The following is a 17,820-nucleotide window of genomic DNA, read 5'->3' on the forward strand; positions in this document are numbered from 1 at the left end:
CGTCTGCTGAAACACCCCGTAGGGGCCGTCCGCCATCCGTGGTGCGGACGGCCCCTACGGCGTTTCCGCGGCCGCACGGGGACGCGCGGAGGGTTTGCACAGCCGTAACGCGCGTGGGGGACTGCATAAGGGCTCGTCAGGTGTTTACGTGGAGTCAAGCCAGTCCGGATCATCGTCACGGAGGTGTGCTCCATGACCGACGCCGCGCCGCGGCTCCACGCCCTCGTCGAACAGTTGCTGGGAGCCCCGCTCCCGGTGCGCGTCCGCGCCTGGGACGGTTCGCAGGCCGGTCCGCCCGACGCGCCCACCCTCGTCGTCCGCAACCGCAGAGCCCTGCGCCGTCTGCTGTTCAAACCGGGCGAACTGGGACTCGCGCGAGCCTGGGTCGCCGGAGATCTGGAGATCGAGGGCGATCTGTATCTAGCCCTCGATCTGCTCTCCGGGCTCATCTGGGAGCGCGGCGACGACGCCCGCACCCTCGTCCAGGCCGTACGCGACCCCGGGTTCCGCGCGGCCGTCGGCGGGCTCGTCAGACTCGCCGGCCCCCCGCTGCCACCCGCCCCGCCCCGCGAGGAGGTCCGCCGCGCCAGACACCTTCACACCCGGCGCACCGACCGCCGCGCCATCAGCCACCACTACGACGTCGGCAACGACTTCTACGAGATCGTCCTCGGGCGGTCCATGGTGTACTCCTGCGCCTACTGGCCCGACCCCGAGAGCAGCCTCGAGGACGCCCAGCGCGACAAGCTCGAACTCGTCTGCCGCAAGCTCGCCCTGACGGAAGGCGGCCGGCTGCTCGACGTCGGCTGCGGCTGGGGCTCCATGGCCGTGCACGCGGCCCGGGAGCACGGGGTGAGTGTCGTCGGGATCACCCTCTCCCATGAACAGGCCGCCTACGCCCGCAAGCGCGTCGCCGACGCCGGCCTCACCGACCGCGTCGAGATCCGCGTACAGGACTACCGGGACGTCACCGACGAGCCGTACGACGCGATCTCCTCCATCGGCATGGCCGAGCACGTCGGGGCCGACAGGTACCTGGAGTACGCCGGCGCCCTGTACGCGCTGCTCAGGCCCGGCGGGCGGCTGCTCAACCACCAGATCGCCCGCCGCCCCCAGCGCGACGAGGACCACTACCACGTCGACGAGTTCATCGACGCCTACGTCTTCCCCGACGGCGAGCTGGCACCCGTCGGCACCACCGTCACCCAGCTCGAACGCGCCGGCTTCGAGGTCCGTGACGTCGAGTCGATCCGCGAGCACTACGCCCTCACCCTGCGCCGCTGGGTCACCCGCCTCGAGGACGACTGGAGGCGGGCCGTGAGCCTCACCTCGCCGGGTCGCGCCCGCGTCTGGCGGCTCTACATGGCCGCCTCCGCCGTCGCCTTCGAACGCAACCGCATCGGCGTCAACCAGGTCCTGGCCGTCAGGAGCCCGGAGTCCGGGGACTCCGGGATGCCGTTGCGCGCCCGCACCTGGAACTGAGCCGGGACGGGAGAGGACCCCGTGCGACCTGGGGCCCTCTCCCGCACGGTCACTCCGCCTTGATCGCCGTCAGCATGTTCAGCCGGGACGCCCGGCGGGCCGGCCACAGGGCCGCGAGGACGCCCACCGCGGAGGCCAGCAGCAGGAACACGGCCATCCGGCCCCACGGCAGGACGAGTTCGTACGTCGCCATCTTCGCGCCGATCAGCTCACCGGCCGCCCAGCCGAAGAACACCCCGAGACCGATGCCGAGCACCCCGCCGAACAGCGAGATGAGGAGGGACTCCAGACGGACCATCCGCTTGACGGAGCGGCGGTCCAGGCCGATCGCCCGCAGCATGCCGATCTCCGGCGAACGCTCGAAGACCGACATCGCCAGGGTGTTGATGACCCCGAGCACGGCGACGATCACCGCCATCGCCAGCAGGCCGTACAGCATGTTCAGCATCAGGGTGAACATCTTCGCGATCTCGTTGGAGAGGTCCTTCTTGCTCTGCACCTTGATGGCCGGGTTGGAGCCCAGGGCCTTCTCCAGCCGGTCCTTGGCCGTGTCCGAGGCGCCACCGGAGGTCTTCACCATCACCTGCATGTCGCCCGGGTCGTCCAGGTGCGGGGTGAGGACGGAGCTGTCCAGCAGGATGCCGGTGATCAGGTCGTTGCCCTCGTAGACGCCGGCGACCGTGAAGCGCTCCTTCCCGCCGTCCTCGAAGGACGCGGTGAAACCGGAACCCGCCTTCCAGCCGTGCGACTCGGCCGTCGTCTCGTCCACGACGGCCTGCCTGCCGCCGACCCTGAAGGTGCCGTCGTCCACCTTGAGGTCGGTCATGCCGCCGATCGCGGAGGTGACACCGGTCAGGTACTCGCCGGTGTCGTCGATGAGGGCGGGCCCGTTGCGCAGCGGGCTGACCGCGGTCACGCCGTCCACGGAGGCGAGCTTCTTCTCGACGTCCGGGGAGAGATCGTGGCCGTTGGCCATCGACACCACGTAGTCGGCCCTGATCGCCGAGGCGGCCATCTTGTCGATGGACTTCTGGAGACTGCCCGCCATGACCGTCATCCCGGTGATCAGGGTGAGGCCGATCATCAGAGCGGACGCCGTGGCCGCCGTACGGCGCGGATTGCGCACCGAGTTCTGCCGGGCCAGCTTGCCCGAGACCCCGAAGATCCGCAGGACGGGCGAGGCCGCCGCGATCAGCGGCCGGGACAGCAGCGGGGTCAGGATGAACACACCGAGGACGAGGAGCGCCGCGCCGAGGCCCATGGGGGCCTGGCCGTCCGAGCCGCCCAGCGTCGTCGCGTACAGGACCAGCGCGATGCCCACGCCCGAGAACAGCGCGCCCAGCGTGTTGCGCAGCACCAGCGACTTGGTGGTCGCCTTGGCGTGCACGTTGCTCATCGCGGCCACCGGCGGGATCTTCGCGGCCCGGCGGCCGGGCAGCCACGCGGCCAGCATGGTGATGACCACACCGACGACGAGGGAGGTGGCGACCGTACCGGGGGAGACGACCAGGGGGCCGTCGGGGACGGTCGCGCCGAGCGTGTTCATCAGCGAGCGCAGTGCCGCGCCGATGCCGATGCCGGCCACCAGCCCGGTCGCGCCGGCCACCAGGCCCACCGCGAACGCCTCGATCAGCACCGACCGTGTCACCTGCCGGCGCGAGGCGCCCACGGCCCGCAGCAGCGCCAGTTCCCGGGTGCGCTGGGCGACCAGCATGGTGAAGGTGTTGGCGATGATGAAGGTGCCGACGAACAGGGCGATCCCGGCGAACACCAGGAGGCCCTGCTTCAGCCCGCTCATCGAGGAGGAGATCGCCTTGGCCTGGTCGTCGGCGAGCTCCTGGCCGGTGACGGTGTACACCTTCCCCTTGGGCAGTGCCGCCTTCAGCGCTGTCTCCAGAGCGGTCTGCGAGGTCCCGGCGGCGGCCTTGACGTCGATCTCGTCGTACGTCCCCGTCTTGCCGAACAGCTTCTGTGCGGTCGCCGTGTCGAACAGGGCGAGGCTGCCGCCGGCCGCGACATTGCCGTCGTCGGTGGTGAAGATCCCGGAGATCCGGGGGGTGAGGACGGGGCCGTCGACCGAGAGGCGCACGGTGTCGCCGACCTTGTAGCCGGTGCGCTCGGCGGTCCTGGCGTCGATGGCGACCTGGTTCGCGCCGTGCGGGGCGCTGCCCTCCGCGATCGGGTAACGGGGGTCCTTGTCGCCCCAGTAGTTGCCGCCCTGCGACTCGAAGCCGCCGCCGACGAGCTTGCCGTTCTTGTCGGCGAGGGCGGTGAAGCCGGTGACGACCCCGACGGCCGACTCGGCGCCGGGCACCTCGGCGCTCTTCTCGCGCAGGGCCTCGGTCAGCTCGGGCGTCCTGCCCATCTTGTCGCCGACGTCGTCCTGGGGCTGGGCGGCGACGGCGACGTCGACCTGGTCGAAGCCCTTCGCGGAGCTGTTCTGGAGGGCGTCGGAGAGGGTGTTGGTGAAGACGAGGGTCCCGGACACGAAGGCCACGCCGAGCATCACGGCGAGGACGGTCATCAGGAGCCGGGCCTTGTGCGCGAAGACGTTGCGCAGGGCGGTGCGGAACATGGGGTGTCTACTCCGATGGTGGTGGACCGGGTGTCAGCTGGTGCGGCCCTTGGCGTCGAACTGCTTCATCCGGTCGAGGACGGAGTCGGCCGTCGGCCCGTACACCTCGTCGACGATCCGGCCGTCCGCGAGGAACACCACCCGGTCCGCGTACGCCGCCGCGACCGGGTCGTGGGTGACCATCACCACCGTCTGGCCCAGCTCCCGCACCGAGTTGCGCAGGAAGCCCAGCACCTCGGCGCCGGAGCGCGAGTCGAGGTTTCCGGTGGGCTCGTCGCCGAAGATGATGTCGGGCCGGGAGGCCAGGGCGCGGGCGACCGCGACGCGCTGCTGCTGACCGCCGGAGAGCTGGGCGGGCCGGTGGCTCAGCCGGTCCTTGAGGCCGATCATCCGGATCACGTTCTCCAGCCACTCCTTGTCCGGCTTACGGCCCGCGATGTCCATCGGAAGGGTGATGTTCTCCAGCGCGGTCAGCGTCGGCAGCAGGTTGAACGCCTGGAAGATGAACCCGATCTTGTCCCGGCGGAGCTTGGTGAGCTGCTTGTCCTTGAGCGAGCCGAGCTCGGTCTCGCCGATGCGCACGGATCCGGAGGAGAAGGAGTCGAGTCCCGCCACGCAGTGCATCAGCGTGGACTTGCCGGACCCGGAGGGGCCCATGATCGCGGTGAACTCGGCCTGCCGGAAGTCGACGGAGACCCGGTCCAGGGCGACCACCTGGGTCTCGCCCTGCCCGTAGATCTTCGACAGGTCCGTGGCGCATGCGGCCACGGTGGTGGTCCGTTCGGCGAGGGGGCTGGTGGTCACGGAAACGCGCTCCTGTCGGGACGGGGATGTTCCTTGGGGACATGAACCATCGTCACGGCCGGGGCGTGCCCTGTAGTCAGTCGCTGTTCCGGTTCTGAAGACAGACTCGGGAGGGACCAGGGGCCGCCGTGTCATACCTGGGGATGACCTCGGCTGGGAGACGGTTCGTCAAGAACCGGTGGAGCACCCTCGTTCGGGCGGTGAAATTCCGTCATTCCGCATCCGCAAGCGGTTGCCTCGCGCGAGGCTACTGGCAAGTGCGGATGGCGAGTTCCAGGTGCTGATGCACCCTCAGACCTCAATAAAATAAGACAACATCGGTCCGCTCTTCGGCTGTTGGAGGAGCGGATCCCGATAGGGTCAGAAGCTCAAACGGAGCCTTAGGCCTGCCCAGATGGTGGAATGCAGACACGGCGAGCTTAAACCTCGCTGCCCCTTCGCGGGCGTGCCGGTTCAAGTCCGGCTCTGGGCACTTCCGACGTCTCGGCGATCGCTGCATCCTCCCGTCAAGCGTTGACACCGGCTGAACACGGGCGCAGACTCATGCCGCACTAGTGAAGAAAACTTCACTGTGCGAACAAGTGGACAGCCTGCTCGAACGACCGTCTGAAGGGAAGCCCGATGCGCACCACCGTCGGCATCATCGGCGCCGGCCCCGCCGGCCTCCTCCTCGCCCGTCTGCTGCACAACGCCGGCATCGACTCCGTCGTCCTGGAGAGCCGCGACCGGGCCTATGTGGAGCACCGCCAGCGCGCCGGGATCCTGGAGCAGGGCACGGTGGACGTACTGCGCGCGGCCGGCGCCGGGGAGCGCATGGACCGGGAGGGGCTGCGTCACGACGGCATCGAACTGCGCTACGACAGGAAGCGCCACCGCGTCGACTTCCCCGCCCTCACCGGCGGCCGCTCGGTGATGGTCTACGCGCAGACAGAGGTGTGCAAGGACCTCATCGCCCTCCAGCTGAAGGAGGGCGGCCCGCTGCTGTTCGAGGCGGAGGCGCTCGCCGTGGAGGGGGCGGACACGGACGCTCCGCTCGTCCGCTTCCGGCACGAGGGCGTCGAGGACGTCCTGGAGTGCGAGTACGTCGTCGGCTGCGACGGCTTCTGGGGGGTCGCCCGGAAGGCGGTCCCGGCCGAACTGACCCGGGTGTTCGAGCGGACTTACCCCTTCGGGTGGCTCGGCATCCTCGCCGACGTGCCGCCCTCGCACGACGAACTGGTCTACGCCCGCCACGACCGCGGTTTCGCGCTGCTCTCCATGCGCTCGCCGTCCGTCTCCCGGCTCTACCTCCAGGTGCCCGAGGGCACCGACGCCGAGACCTGGGCCGACGCCGAGATCTGGGACGAGCTGGAGCGCCGCTTCGAGACCGACGACGACTGGCGGCTGGAGCGCGGACCCATCACCCAGAAGTCGGTCACCCCCATGCGCTCCCACGTCCACGAGCCCATGCGGCACGGCCGGCTCTTCCTCGCCGGGGACGCCGCCCACATCGTGCCGCCGACCGGCGCCAAGGGGCTGAACCTGGCCGTCGGGGACGTCGTCACCTTCGCGAGGGCGCTGACGCACGAGAGGGAGACCGGGTCGGCCGGGCTGCTCGACGCCTACTCGGCGACCTGTCTGTCGCGCGTCTGGCAGGCCGAGCGGTTCTCGTACGACATGACGACCCTGCTGCACCGCGCGCCCGACGCCACGCCCTTCGAGGACCGGCTGCAGCTCGCCCGGCTCGAGCGGATCGCCTCCTCGCGCGCCGCCGAGACCGATCTCGCCGAGGCGTACACCGGGTTCCCGTTCGGGTGAGCGATCGGATGATCTCCGGCTGGTTCCGGCCATGTCGCAGCTTGGTCATGAATGGGACCCTCCGGTGCCGGGAATCACGCCTCCGCGTAGCGTGTTGCGCAGCACAAGAGGGAAAGATCCTCCTCAAGCACTAGGGTCAATCCTTTGCCTACCCATTACCCTTGAGCCCAAGGCCGCGCAGTGCGGCCATGGAGGAGTGAAATGAGGAGCAGAAACCCGGTCTTCTCGCGACGGGGGTTCAGCCGCGACAACGGCTACGCGGGCTTCAACGCGACGCCGCAGGCCGGGGGACCCGCTGTCGGCACGCAGGCCAACCCGTATGCCCAGCAGGCGGGTAACCCCTACGCGCAGAACCCTTACGCCCAGCAGGGCCTCCAGCAGGGCGCACCGCCCCAGGCCCCGGCCACCACCGGCGCCATGACCATGGACGACGTCGTCGCGCGCACCGCGACCACGCTCGGCACCGTGATCGTCACGGCGGTCCTGGCCTGGCTGCTGCTGCCCGTGGACGAGGCCAACCTCAACAAGTCCTACGGCATCGCCGTCGGCGCCGGCCTGGTCGCGATGGTGCTGGCCCTGGTCCAGTCCTTCAAGCGCAAGCCCGTCCCGGCGCTGATCCTGTCGTACGCCGCCCTCGAGGGCGTCTTCCTCGGCGTGATCTCGGCCACGGTGTCCACGTACATCGCGGACGGCGTGGTCGCCCAGGCGGTCATGGGCACCATGGCGGTCTTCGTCGGCGTGCTGGTGGCGTACAAGGCGGGCTGGATCCGCGTCAACCGCCGCTTCTACGGCTTCGTGATGGCCGCCGCGCTCGGCTTCGTGCTGCTGATGGCAGTGAACCTGCTGTTCGCCGTCTTCGGCGGCGGAGACGGCCTCGGCTTCCGCAGCGGTGGCCTCGGCATCGTGTTCGGCATCATCGGGATCATTCTCGGTGCCTGCTTCCTCGCCCTGGACTTCAAGCAGGTCGAGGACGGCATCGCCTACGGTGCCCCGCGCGAGGAGGCCTGGCTCGCCGCCTTCGGCCTCACGCTGACGCTGGTCTGGATCTACATGGAGTTCCTGCGACTCCTGGCGATCCTCAACAGCAACGACTAGCGGCCGCGCAGGCAAGCGAACACGGAAGGGCCCCGGTCTCCCCGGGGCCCTTCGGCGTGTGTGCGCGCTACAGGAATTTGCGCGCGGCCCTCCTCAGTTCGTACTCGTGGATGATCGCTTTGGCGTGGCCGTACGCGAGGTTGTGTTCGTGGCGCAGCCAGCTGACCTTCTCCTCGAAGCGGAGACAGGGCCCTTCGTCGACGGTACGCAGCCAGTCGGAGACTGCACGACCGGTGCAGTGGGGGATGCGGGCGAGCATGTTGCGGTGGGTCTCCTCGGAGAGGACATGGGACATCGGCGCCTCCGGTTGCAAAGGGGATGTAAGCCGGTCCTTCAGGTCACGGTGCCTGAGCGTTCGCCCGTTGGCAACAGTCCCGGTACGACGCGTACGCTCACGGCGTGGTGGATACGACGTCTCTGAGCCGTGCGGTGGATCACTTCGCCGATCGTCTGCGGGCCGCTCCGCAGAGCCGTTTGCAGAGAGGCGCCGCCGCGGAGGCGCTGGCGCTGGCCCGGGAGTTGGCCCGGTGGACGCAGCGGATCGAGGAGCCAGGTGCCGAACTCCGGGAGATGCCGGATGCCGGGATGTTCGCGGCGGCCGACCAGATCACGGTGGCGGCGCACGACCTGGCCGTCGTACTCACGGACGAGGGCCAGGTCCGCGAAGCCGTGGAACTGGTGGCGCAGGCGCAGAAGCGCGCGGGTGTGTGACCGTACCGGTCGCTACAGGCTCGCTATGACCCGGTCGGCCAGGATGTACACGTTCTCCGTGCCGCAGGCGAAGGTCAGGGTGTAGGCGCCCGAGATGCCCGAGCCGCCCAGCAGGAACGGGGTCTCGCCGGCGGTCAGGGCCGAGGCGAGGCGTTCCGCGGTCTCGCGGTGGCCCGGGGTCATGCACAGGGTGGTGCCGTCGGCGAAGACGTAGACGTCGAGGGTGCCGAGCGGGCCCGGGCGCACGTCGGTCAGCTCGACCTGGGCCGAGGCGAGTTCCTCGAGTGCGGCGACGGTGCGCTCGTGGTCGTTCGCGACCGGTGACTGCACCGGCACGAAGTCCGGGTGGGAGGGGTGGCGGCGGCGGGCCGCGGCCAGCTCCGGCGACTCCCCGGCGAACTCGTCGGCCTCCGCGGTCGGCTCGCACGCCGGCTCCAGCGGCTCCAGGCCCGCGAAGTCGGCCTGGCGGGGCAGGAACAGCTCACTGTCCGGCAGGCCCAGCAGGGAGGGGGAGTCGGAGGCGTCCCGGGCCTCCTGGGCGGCCCAGAAGGCCCGTGCCTCGGCGAGCTCCCGCTCCCGCTCCTCCGCGAGCGCCTCGGCGACCGCGGCACGTATCTCGGCGGTGTCGGCGGCGGAGCGGGCGGCCGGCACCCGGCCCCGCAGCTCGGCCGCGGCGTTCTCGGCGAGCTGGGTGTGCAGGGCGGCGACCTGTCGGCGCAGCTGCAAGAGGGTGCGCAGGACGGCGACTCCCACGGCGCCTGTGGCGGCCGTGGTGACCAGCAACGCGATCGGCATGGCGCTCACTGACGTACTCCCGGTTCAAAGTCGACCCCCGACTTCCTACATCAGCTTGAAGGGCGGACTATCCAGCTGTCAGTGCGTAACGTCACGAAACGGACAGGAATTGTGCCTGAGGTTTGGTGGTGAAAGGCGCTGAGCTGCGTAAATCCCTGATGAAGGGAGATAGGTCACATCCTGGGGGAGATTGGATCACAAAACCGCCCGGAGTTCGGGTGTCTTCCGGACTCCGGGCCGACGTGTGACGACAGGTGCCCAAGCGGTTACTCAGAGGCGGGAGTTCAGCTGAGGCGCTCGATGACCATCGCCATGCCCTGGCCGCCGCCGACGCACATGGTCTCCAGGCCGAACTGCTTGTCGTGGAACTGCAGGGAATTGATGAGTGTGCCGGTGATGCGGGCGCCGGTCATGCCGAAGGGGTGGCCGACGGCGATGGCGCCGCCGTTGACGTTCAGCTTCTCCAGCGGGATGCCCAGGTCGCGGTAGGAGGGGATCACCTGCGCGGCGAACGCCTCGTTGATCTCGACCAGGTCGATGTCGTCGATGGTGAGACCGGCGCGGTGCAGGGCCTGCTTGCTCGCCTCGACCGGGCCGAGGCCCATGATCTCGGGGGAGAGGCCGGAGACGCCGGTGGAGACGATGCGGGCGAGCGGGGTGAGGCCGAGCTCGCGGGCCTTGGTGTCGGACATGATCACGACAGCGGCGGCACCGTCGTTGAGCGGGCAGCAGTTGCCGGCCGTCACGAGGCCGTCCGGGCGGAAGACCGGCTTCAGGCCCTGGACGGCCTCCAGGGTGACGCCGGCGCGCGGGCCGTCGTCCTTGGACACGACGGTGCCGTCCGGCAGGGTCACCGGGGTGATCTCGCGCTCCCAGAAGCCGTTCTTGAGGGCCTCCTCGGCGAGGTTCTGGGAGCGGACGCCGAACTCGTCCATGTCCTGGCGGGTGACGCCCTTGGTGCGGGCGAGGTTCTCGGCGGTCTGGCCCATCGCGATGTAGGGGTCGGGGAGCAGGCCGTCCTCGCGCGGGTCGTGCCAGGTGGAGCCCTCCTGGGAGGCGGTGGCGACGGTGCGGGCCTCCGCCTCGGCGAAGAGCGGGTTCTTGGTGTCGGGGAGGCCGTCGGAGCTGCCCTTGGCGTACCGGGAGACCATCTCGACACCGGCCGAGATGAAGACGTCGCCCTCGCCGGCCTTGATGGCGTGCAGGGCCATGCGGCTGGTCTGGAGGGAGGAGGAGCAGTAGCGGGTGATCGTGCAGCCCGGCAGGTGGTCCATGCCCATCTGCACGGCGACGATCCGGCCCAGGTTGTAACCCTGTTCGCCGCCGGGGAGGCCGCAGCCGAGCATCAGGTCGTCGATGTCCCTCGGGTCCAGCTCGGGGACCTTCGCCAGGGCGGCCTGGATGATCGTGGCGGTGAGGTCGTCAGGGCGCAGGTCCTTGAGGGAGCCCTTGACGGCGCGGCCGATCGGGGAACGGGCGGTCGAGACGATGACGGCTTCGGGCATCACGGCTCCATTGGCATGCGGGGTGTTCGGGGCAGGGCTCCTTGGGAAGTTACCCGTACGTATGGCCAGGGTCACTGATGTCGCGGTGTGACCCTGGCCGCACTTTCTAAGCGCTTGCTTTTGCCTCCGGCGGTTGGGCCGGAGATGCGCGGGCGGGGAAGCGCGCCGTACCCGTGGGCTGCGCCTCCAGACCCCCCTTCGGCCTGAACGGCCTCGTCCTCAAACTCCCCCAGAGGGGGCACCCCCAGACAGGCTGGATGGTGTGGACGTCGGCTCGGTCGGTTCGGATTCCGGCACCCTCCGCCTCCGCCGCCGCTTCAGCAACGCCCACGGTCCCCGCGGCCCCGTCGGCATCGCCGCCGTGACCTCCGTGCCGGCCTCCGAGGCCGCTTCCGCCGCCGCCCGGGCCACCGGCAGGAAGCCCTCGCGGCGGGAGACGTCCGGGCGCTCCTCGTCCGCGGGCCAGAGGCCGAGGGCCGCGCAGAGGGTGGGCAGGACCGCCATGGCGGCGGTGGCGTAACCCTCCGCGGAGGGGTGGTAGTGGTCGGGGCCGAACAGCTCACGGGGGTTCGCCTCGAACTCCGGGCCGAGGAGGTCGCCTAGCGACACCGTGCGGCCGCCCTGTTCGACGACACCGATCGTCTGGGCCGCCGCGAGCTGCCGCGACGCCCTGCGGGCCAGCCAGCGCAGGGGCTGCGGGACCGGTTCGATCGTGCCGAGGTCGGGGCACGTGCCGACCACCACCTCCGCGCCGGCCGTCCGCAGCCGCCGGACGGCCGCCGACAGATGGCGTACCGACCGCGTGGGCGGCATCCGGTGCGTCACGTCGTTCGCGCCGACGATGATCACGCAGATGTCGGGCATCCGGTCGGAGGCGCCGAGCACCAGCGCCACCTGACGCTCCAGGTCGTCGGACTGGGCGCCGGGCAGGGCGACGTTGCGCAGCTCCACCGGGCGTTCCGCGACCGCCGCGAGCCCCGACGCCAGCAACGCGCCAGGGGTCTGGCCGGAGCGGTGGACTCCCTGGCCCGCCGCCGTGGAGTCGCCCAGCAGGACCAGGCGCAGGGGTTCCGCCGCCGGTGTGCCGGGAGCGTGGTAGGTGCGGCCGTAGCGGCCGTCCGCGCGGGGGACCCGGGGATGTTCGCCGCCGATCCCGTTCACGTGGCGCCGGGCCAGCCGTGCCTCCGCCAGCAGCAGTCCCACGGCCGCCGCCCCGGCCAGGCCGATACCGCCGCCGCCGTAGGCCGCACCGGCCGCGATGCGCCGGGCCACTCGCGCCCTCGACATGCTCGTCATGCCTCGCCGCCACCTCCTCGTGTCCGTACATCCACTCCTTGCCCCGTACGGACGGTCGCCCAATCTCGACGGGGAGTGAACATGCGGCCCTCGAAACCAGTAAGGCCCTACGCTGGCGGAACCACTACGACCACTGTTTTTGCAAGCAACCGGAGACAACGGTGCGATTCCACGACTCGATGATCAGCCTCGTCGGCGACACCCCGCTGGTGCGGCTCAACAGTGTGACCAAGGGCATCCGGGCCACCGTTCTGGCCAAGGTGGAGTACTTCAACCCGGGCGGTTCCGTGAAGGACCGCATCGCCCTGCGCATGATCGAGGCCGCCGAGCAGAGCGGGGAACTGAAGCCGGGCGGCACCATCGTCGAGCCGACCAGCGGGAACACCGGCGTGGGGCTCGCGATCGTGGCGCAGCAGAAGGGGTACAAGTGCATCTTCGTGTGCCCCGACAAGGTGAGCACCGACAAGATCAACGTGCTGCGGGCCTACGGGGCCGAGGTCGTCGTCTGCCCGACGGCCGTCGACCCGGAGCACCCGGACTCGTACTACAACGTCTCCGACCGGCTGGTCCGTGAGACGCCGGGCGCGTGGAAGCCCGACCAGTACTCCAACCCCAACAACCCGCTCTCCCACTACCACTCCACCGGCCCCGAGCTGTGGGAGCAGACGGAGGGGCGGATCACCCACTTCGTGGCGGGTGTGGGCACCGGCGGCACCATCTCCGGCACCGGGCGGTATCTGAAGGACGTCAGCGAGGGCCGGGTCCAGGTCGTCGGCGCCGACCCCGAGGGGTCGGTGTACTCCGGTGGCTCCGGGCGGCCGTACCTGGTGGAGGGCGTCGGCGAGGACTTCTGGCCGACCGCCTACGACCGGACCGTCGCGGACGAGATCGTCGCGGTCTCCGACAAGGACTCCTTCCAGATGACCCGGCGGCTGGCCAAGGAGGAGGGGCTGCTGGTGGGCGGCTCCTGCGGGATGGCCGTGGTGGCCGCGCTGCGGGTCGCCGAGCGGCTCGGGGAGGACGACGTCGTGGTCGTCCTGCTGCCGGACAGCGGCCGCGGATATCTCAGTAAAATCTTCAACGACGAATGGATGGCGGACTACGGCTTCCTCGAGGACGAGGGCCCGTCCGCGCGGGTCGCCGACGTCCTCAACGACAAGGAGCACGGCGCCATCCCCTCCCTCGTCCACATGCACCCGGACGAAACCGTCGGCCAGGCCATCGAGGTGCTGCGCGAGTACGGCGTCTCGCAGATGCCGATCGTGAAGCCGGGCGCCGGGCACCCGGACGTCATGGCGGCGGAGGTCGTCGGCTCGGTCGTCGAGCGGGAGCTCCTGGACGCCCTGTTCACCCAGCGCGCCTCGCTCTCCGACCCGTTGGAGAAGCACATGTCGGCCCCGCTGCCGCAGGTCGGTTCCGGTGAGCCGGTCGGTGACCTGATGTCGGTGCTCGGCGGCGCGGACGCGGCGATCGTCCTGGTCGAGGGCAAGCCCACCGGTGTCGTCAGCCGTCAGGACCTGCTGGCCTTCCTGGCCAAGGGCGGGAAGTAGCGGCGAACGTCCGGTGAACGGCCGGTGCCGACGCCGAAATTCCGTCTGCCCGCCCCGGCGACGGACTTCGCGGAAGTGGTACGAGGGCGTCACGTCCGCGCAGCACACGCTTAACACGCGTCCGGCAGATTGGTGGGTGTCGGCAGGGCGGGAGCGGCTCCCCGCCCGGGCCGGCAACCCAAACGGCGTCACGGACCTCCGGAGCGGCTCCCGGACCTCCACAGACGCCATGGACGCGAGCCCGGCCTGACCCGGCCCGCGTCCCTCGCGGGGACCGCCGTCGTCCCGCCCCCCGGTAACGGGGGTGCGGCGGTCCCCGCGCACAACACTTTCCGGACTCTGCCGGCCTTCCGGGGTCACTTCTCCCAGTCGCCGTCCTTCGACGAGCGGTGCCGGCCGCCGAACAGGCCGGGGTAGCTGCGGGCGGCCTGGACGACGTTGACGCCGACGATGCCGAACCACGAGACGATCAGACCGGGCAGGTGCGCGGTGCCCGCGCCGATCGCGGACAACGGGACCGCCAGCACCAGCGAGACGATGCCGAAGCCGAAGCGCTCGCCCCATGTGTCGGTGGCCCTCGGTGAGCGCCGGTCGCGGGCCGACGCCATCTGCGTCTCCGCGAACCCCCGGCGCACCCGCCGTTCCACCGCCGTGTCGATGCGCTGGTCGACCTTCTCCAGGAAGGAGTCGACCAGCGCGGACTCGTACTCCTCGCCCAGCTCCCTGCGCGCGTGCAGGGTGGCGTCGAGTTCCTTCTTCAGGTCGCTGTCCCGCGCGTCCATGGCCGTCTCCCATCCCGTCATGGACTCAACGGTAGGGAGCGGGGGCGCGCCGCGCACTGGGGACAGCCCCCCTGTCCGGGTCGGGGTCACAGGAGGGGCGAGGAGTCACGGGAGCACCGCTTCTACTTGGCCAGCCCGTGCTGCTTCGCGTACGCGTTCGCCACGTCCTCGGGGTCCTTCTTGTCGGTGTCCACCTGCCGGTTGAGGTCGGTGAGATGGGCGGTGGTGAGGACGTTGCCGAGCCGGGCGAGGGCCTTTCGGACCGTGGAGTCGGCCTTGCGGTCGGCGATGAGGGGCACGATGTGCTGGCCCGGGATGAGGTTCTCCGGGTCGCTGAGCACCACCCAGTCGTTGTCCTCGATGTCGGTGTCGGTGGTGAAGAGGTTCGCCACGTCGATGTTCCCCTTCTTCAGGGCACCCTTGACCAGCGGGCCGGAGGAGTCGAGGGACTTGAACTCCTTGAACTCGACCCCGTACACCTCCTTGAGGCCGACCACGCCCACCTGGCGCTTCTTCACCTCGGGCGCGGCGCCGATGATCAGCTTGCCGTTCTGCTTCTTCAGGTCGGCCAGCGAGGCCAGCCCGTACTTCTCGGCCGTCCCACGGGTGACGACGAACGCGTCGGCGTCCTCGGCGAGGCCGTACGGCAGGACCTGGAGGCCGGACGGCAGCGCGATGGTGAGGGCGTTCTGCATCTCGCCCTCCTCGGTCGCCGTGGCCTTCGGGTCGAGGTAGTCCAGCAGGGCGCCCTGGTACTCGGGCAGCAGGTCGATGTCGCCGCCCCTGAGCGCGGGGATCACGATCTCGCGGGTGCCGAGGTTGGGGCGGACCTTCACCTTCACGCCGGCCTGGGTGAGGACGGCGGCGTAGAGGTAGCCCAGCACCTGGTTCTCGGTGAAGTTGGCGGTGCCGATGGTGACGCCGCCCGTGCTGGAGCCGCCGCCACCGGACGTGTCGCCGCCTCCGTCGAGGGAGGTGATGCCGCTCGCGCAGGCGGAGAGGGCGGGGACGGAGGCCGCTGCGAAGAGGCCGCCGAGGAGAGTGCGTCGGTTCATGTCGCTGATATCCCTGTTGTCCCTAGGCGGTGGGTCAGGCGGTGCGGTGGCGGAAGAGGAAGCGCTGGAGGGCGGCGAGCAGCAGGTCGAGGGCGACGGCGATCCCGGCGACCAGCACCGCGCCGCCGAGGACCTGCACGAGGTCGCGCTGGGCCAGGCCGTCGAAGACGTAGCGGCCGAGGCCGCCGAAGGAGACGTAGGCGGCGATGGTCGCCGTCGCGACGACCTGGATGAGCGCGAGCCGCAGCCCGGTCATGATCAGGGGGAGGGCCAGCGGCAGTTCCACCTGGAGGAGGACCTGATGGCCGCGCATGCCCTGGCCGCGTGCCGCGTCCTTCACGTCCGGGTCGACGGCCGTCATGCCGGCGTAGGTGTTGGTGACGATCGCCGGGACCGCGAGGGCGACCAGCGCGATGTACACCGGCCACATGGACAGGCCGCTGGCGAGGAAGACCAGTACGACCAGGCCGACGGTCGGCAGGGCCCGCCCGAAGGACGACAGGTTGATCGCGAGGAACGCGCCCCTGCCCGTGTGGCCGATCAGCAGGCCGAGCGGAAGACCGATCACGGCGGCGATGAGGGTGGCGAGCAGCGAGTACTGGAGGTGTTCGGCCAGGCGGTGCGCGATGCCGTCGGAGCCGGACCACTGGGAGCCGCTGGTCAGCCAGGAGCCGAGGTTCTTGAGGAGTTCGTACATGTCAGGCTCGCCGCCTCCGCCAGGGGGTCAGGACGTACTGGAGGGCCACCAGCGCCGCGTCCGCGACGACCGCGAGAAGGAGCGTGAGGACCACGCCCGCGATCACCGGGGTCGGGAAGTCGCGCTGGAAGCCGTCGGTGAAGAGCTGGCCGAGACCGCCGTCGCCGATGTAGGTGGCGACCGAGACCAGGGAGATCGACATGACGGTCGCGATCCGGACGCCCGCCATGATCACGGGGAGCGCGAGCGGGAACTCGACGGTCAGCAGCGTGCGCAGGGGGCGCGTGCCCATCGCCTTGGCCGCCTCCTTGGTCTTCGCGGGCACGGAGTCCAGGCCCTCGACCGTGTTCCGCAGCAGCACGACCAGGGTGTAGACGGTCAGACCGATCACGGTCGTGGTGCGGGTGAGGCCACTGACCGGCAGCAGCAGTACGAAGATCGCGATCGACGGGATCGTGAACAGGATGTTCGAGAGCCCGAGCAGGAAACCGCGCAGGGGGCGGACGCGGTGGGCGAGCACCGCGAGGGGGAGGGAGATCAGCAGACCGAGGGCGACCGCGGTCAGGGCGGCCTGGAGATGGGAGAGCGTGAGGGTGGTCAGGTCGTCGGTGTGGCCCGATATCCAGGACCAGTCGATGGTCATGCGGTCACCCGCGCTTCCGCGTGCGCCTGCCCGGCGTGGGCGTGGATGTCGTCGCGGGAGGTGACGCCGGTGAGGACGCCGTCCGCGTCCACGCGGGCCACCAGGCCGGTGGGGGAGGCGACGGACTCGTCGAGCGCGGCGAGGAGCGAGTCGGTGTCCTTCAGGGACCGGACCGGCAGTTCGGCGTCCTTCGAGGCCCAGTGGAGCGGCTTGCGCTGCGCGTCGAGGACGAGACTCCAGGCGCCGCCCTCGGGGGCCGGGCCCTGCGGCACGTCGGCGAGGGTCTTCAGCGAGAGCAGCTTGAGGCCGCGCTCGGCGCCGAGGAAGTCGGCGACGAAGTCGTCGGCGGGGCGGGCGAGCAGTTCGGCGGGCGGGGCGCACTGGACGAGGTGGCCGCCGGTGCGGAAGACGGCGATGCGGTCGCCGAGCCGGACGGCCTCGTCGATGTCATGGGTGACGAAGACGATGGTCTTGTTCAACTCCTTCTGGAGCCGGAGCAGTTCGTCCTGGAGCTGGGTGCGCACGACCGGGTCGACGGCACCGAAGGGCTCGTCCATGAGGAGCACCGGCGGGTCGGCGGCGAGCGCGCGGGCCACACCGACACGCTGCTGCTGGCCGCCGGAGAGCTGGTGCGGGTAACGCTTGCCGGCGTCGGCGGACAGGCCGACGGTCTCCAGCAGCTCGGCGGCGCGGGCCCGTGCCCTGCGGCGGCCGTGGCCGAGCAGCAGCGGCACGGTGGCGATGTTGTCGAGCACCGTGCGGTGCGGGAAGAGGCCGGACTGCTGGATGACGTAGCCGATGGAGCGGCGCAGTTCGGCCGCGTCCTGCCGGGTGACGTCCTTGCCGCCGACCTCGATGGTGCCGGAGGTCGGGTCGACCATCCGGTTGATCATCCGCAGGGTGGTGGTCTTGCCGCAACCGGAGGATCCGACCAGGACGGTCACGCCGCCTTCCGGCATTTCCAGGGTGAGGTCGTGGACTGCTGTCGTGCCGTTGGGGAAGCGCTTGTGCACCGCGTCGAACTGGATCATGA

The 17,820-nt window shown here is 70.3% G+C and carries 16 protein-coding genes and 1 tRNA gene; 6 read left to right on the forward strand and 11 right to left on the reverse strand.

What is annotated here, in order from left to right:
* The first annotated feature begins 192 nt into the window (after positions 1-192).
* Positions 193-1,482 carry a class I SAM-dependent methyltransferase gene (locus ABT057_RS09125; RefSeq protein ID WP_352341819.1) on the forward strand — a complete coding sequence of 430 codons (1,290 nt, stop codon included), beginning with the start codon at positions 193-195 and terminating at the stop codon, positions 1,480-1,482.
* Between the two features lie 49 nt (positions 1,483-1,531).
* Here ABT057_RS09125 and ABT057_RS09130 read toward each other — a convergent pair whose 3' ends face one another.
* Together ABT057_RS09130 and ABT057_RS09135 are read right to left on the reverse strand one after the other, a co-directional pair.
* The gene (locus ABT057_RS09130; protein ID WP_352341820.1) at positions 1,532-4,057 is read right to left on the reverse strand and encodes an ABC transporter permease; all 2,526 of its coding nucleotides are present in this window, start codon (positions 4,055-4,057) and stop codon (positions 1,532-1,534) included.
* Between the two features lie 33 nt (positions 4,058-4,090).
* Positions 4,091-4,861: an ABC transporter ATP-binding protein gene (locus tag ABT057_RS09135; protein WP_352341821.1), complete on the reverse strand. Its 771-nt coding sequence runs from the start codon at positions 4,859-4,861 to the stop codon at positions 4,091-4,093.
* Positions 4,862-5,249: 388 nt separating this feature from the next.
* Here ABT057_RS09135 and ABT057_RS09140 point away from each other — a divergent pair.
* The 3 genes from ABT057_RS09140 (at position 5,250) to ABT057_RS09150 (ending at position 7,753) form a co-directional block, all read left to right on the forward strand.
* A tRNA-Leu gene (locus ABT057_RS09140) sits at positions 5,250-5,333 on the forward strand.
* A 149-nt stretch (positions 5,334-5,482) separates the two neighbouring features.
* A complete protein-coding gene (locus ABT057_RS09145) occupies positions 5,483-6,658 on the forward strand; it encodes a 4-hydroxybenzoate 3-monooxygenase (RefSeq protein ID WP_352341822.1) in 1,176 nt (391 codons plus the stop codon).
* 201 nt (positions 6,659-6,859) lie between these two features.
* Positions 6,860-7,753 carry a Bax inhibitor-1/YccA family protein gene (locus ABT057_RS09150; RefSeq protein ID WP_352341823.1) on the forward strand — a complete coding sequence of 298 codons (894 nt, stop codon included), beginning with the start codon at positions 6,860-6,862 and terminating at the stop codon, positions 7,751-7,753.
* A 67-nt stretch (positions 7,754-7,820) separates the two neighbouring features.
* On the opposite strand, the gene ABT057_RS09155 is transcribed toward ABT057_RS09150, so the two are convergent.
* Positions 7,821-8,048: a DUF4287 domain-containing protein gene (locus ABT057_RS09155; protein ID WP_352341824.1), complete on the reverse strand. Its 228-nt coding sequence runs from the start codon at positions 8,046-8,048 to the stop codon at positions 7,821-7,823.
* Positions 8,049-8,152: 104 nt separating this feature from the next.
* Here ABT057_RS09155 and ABT057_RS09160 point away from each other — a divergent pair, with 104 nt between their 5' ends.
* Positions 8,153-8,464 (forward strand): hypothetical protein, encoded by a 312-nt coding sequence (locus ABT057_RS09160; protein ID WP_352341825.1) that lies wholly within the window; start codon positions 8,153-8,155, stop codon positions 8,462-8,464.
* A gap of 12 nt (positions 8,465-8,476) precedes the next feature.
* Here the strand turns inward: ABT057_RS09160 and ABT057_RS09165 are convergent, their stop codons facing one another.
* From ABT057_RS09165 to ABT057_RS09175, 3 genes are all read right to left on the reverse strand, one after another.
* Positions 8,477-9,259: a hypothetical protein gene (locus ABT057_RS09165; protein WP_352341895.1), complete on the reverse strand. Its 783-nt coding sequence runs from the start codon at positions 9,257-9,259 to the stop codon at positions 8,477-8,479.
* A 284-nt stretch (positions 9,260-9,543) separates the two neighbouring features.
* On the reverse strand, positions 9,544-10,764 hold the full coding sequence (locus ABT057_RS09170) for an acetyl-CoA C-acetyltransferase (protein WP_352341826.1): 1,221 nt from the start codon (positions 10,762-10,764) through the stop codon (positions 9,544-9,546).
* Positions 10,765-10,983: 219 nt separating this feature from the next.
* Complete coding sequence (locus tag ABT057_RS09175; protein WP_352341827.1) at positions 10,984-12,060, reverse strand: SGNH/GDSL hydrolase family protein; 1,077 nt, start codon at positions 12,058-12,060, stop codon at positions 10,984-10,986.
* Positions 12,061-12,221: 161 nt separating this feature from the next.
* Here ABT057_RS09175 and ABT057_RS09180 point away from each other — a divergent pair, with 161 nt between their 5' ends.
* Complete coding sequence (locus ABT057_RS09180) at positions 12,222-13,610, forward strand: cystathionine beta-synthase (protein WP_352341828.1); 1,389 nt, start codon at positions 12,222-12,224, stop codon at positions 13,608-13,610.
* Between the two features lie 356 nt (positions 13,611-13,966).
* Here the strand turns inward: ABT057_RS09180 and ABT057_RS09185 are convergent, their stop codons facing one another.
* From ABT057_RS09185 to ABT057_RS09205, 5 genes are all read right to left on the reverse strand, one after another.
* Positions 13,967-14,392 (reverse strand): hypothetical protein, encoded by a 426-nt coding sequence (locus tag ABT057_RS09185; RefSeq protein ID WP_352341896.1) that lies wholly within the window; start codon positions 14,390-14,392, stop codon positions 13,967-13,969.
* A 122-nt stretch (positions 14,393-14,514) separates the two neighbouring features.
* A complete protein-coding gene (locus ABT057_RS09190) occupies positions 14,515-15,447 on the reverse strand; it encodes an ABC transporter substrate-binding protein (protein WP_352341829.1) in 933 nt (310 codons plus the stop codon).
* Between the two features lie 34 nt (positions 15,448-15,481).
* Positions 15,482-16,144, reverse strand: coding sequence for an ABC transporter permease (locus ABT057_RS09195; protein ID WP_352341830.1), 663 nt, complete (start codon positions 16,142-16,144; stop codon positions 15,482-15,484).
* A gap of 1 nt (position 16,145) precedes the next feature.
* Positions 16,146-16,787, reverse strand: coding sequence for an ABC transporter permease (locus ABT057_RS09200; RefSeq protein ID WP_352341831.1), 642 nt, complete (start codon positions 16,785-16,787; stop codon positions 16,146-16,148).
* Positions 16,784-17,818, reverse strand: a complete 1,035-nt coding sequence (locus ABT057_RS09205) for an ABC transporter ATP-binding protein (RefSeq protein ID WP_352341832.1) — start codon at positions 17,816-17,818, stop codon at positions 16,784-16,786. The genes ABT057_RS09200 and ABT057_RS09205 overlap by 4 nt, the downstream gene beginning before the upstream one ends.
* Positions 17,819-17,820: the final 2 nt, after the last annotated feature.

This window comes from Streptomyces sp. NPDC002588, assembly GCF_040295925.1.
Taxonomy (GTDB): domain Bacteria; phylum Actinomycetota; class Actinomycetes; order Streptomycetales; family Streptomycetaceae; genus Streptomyces.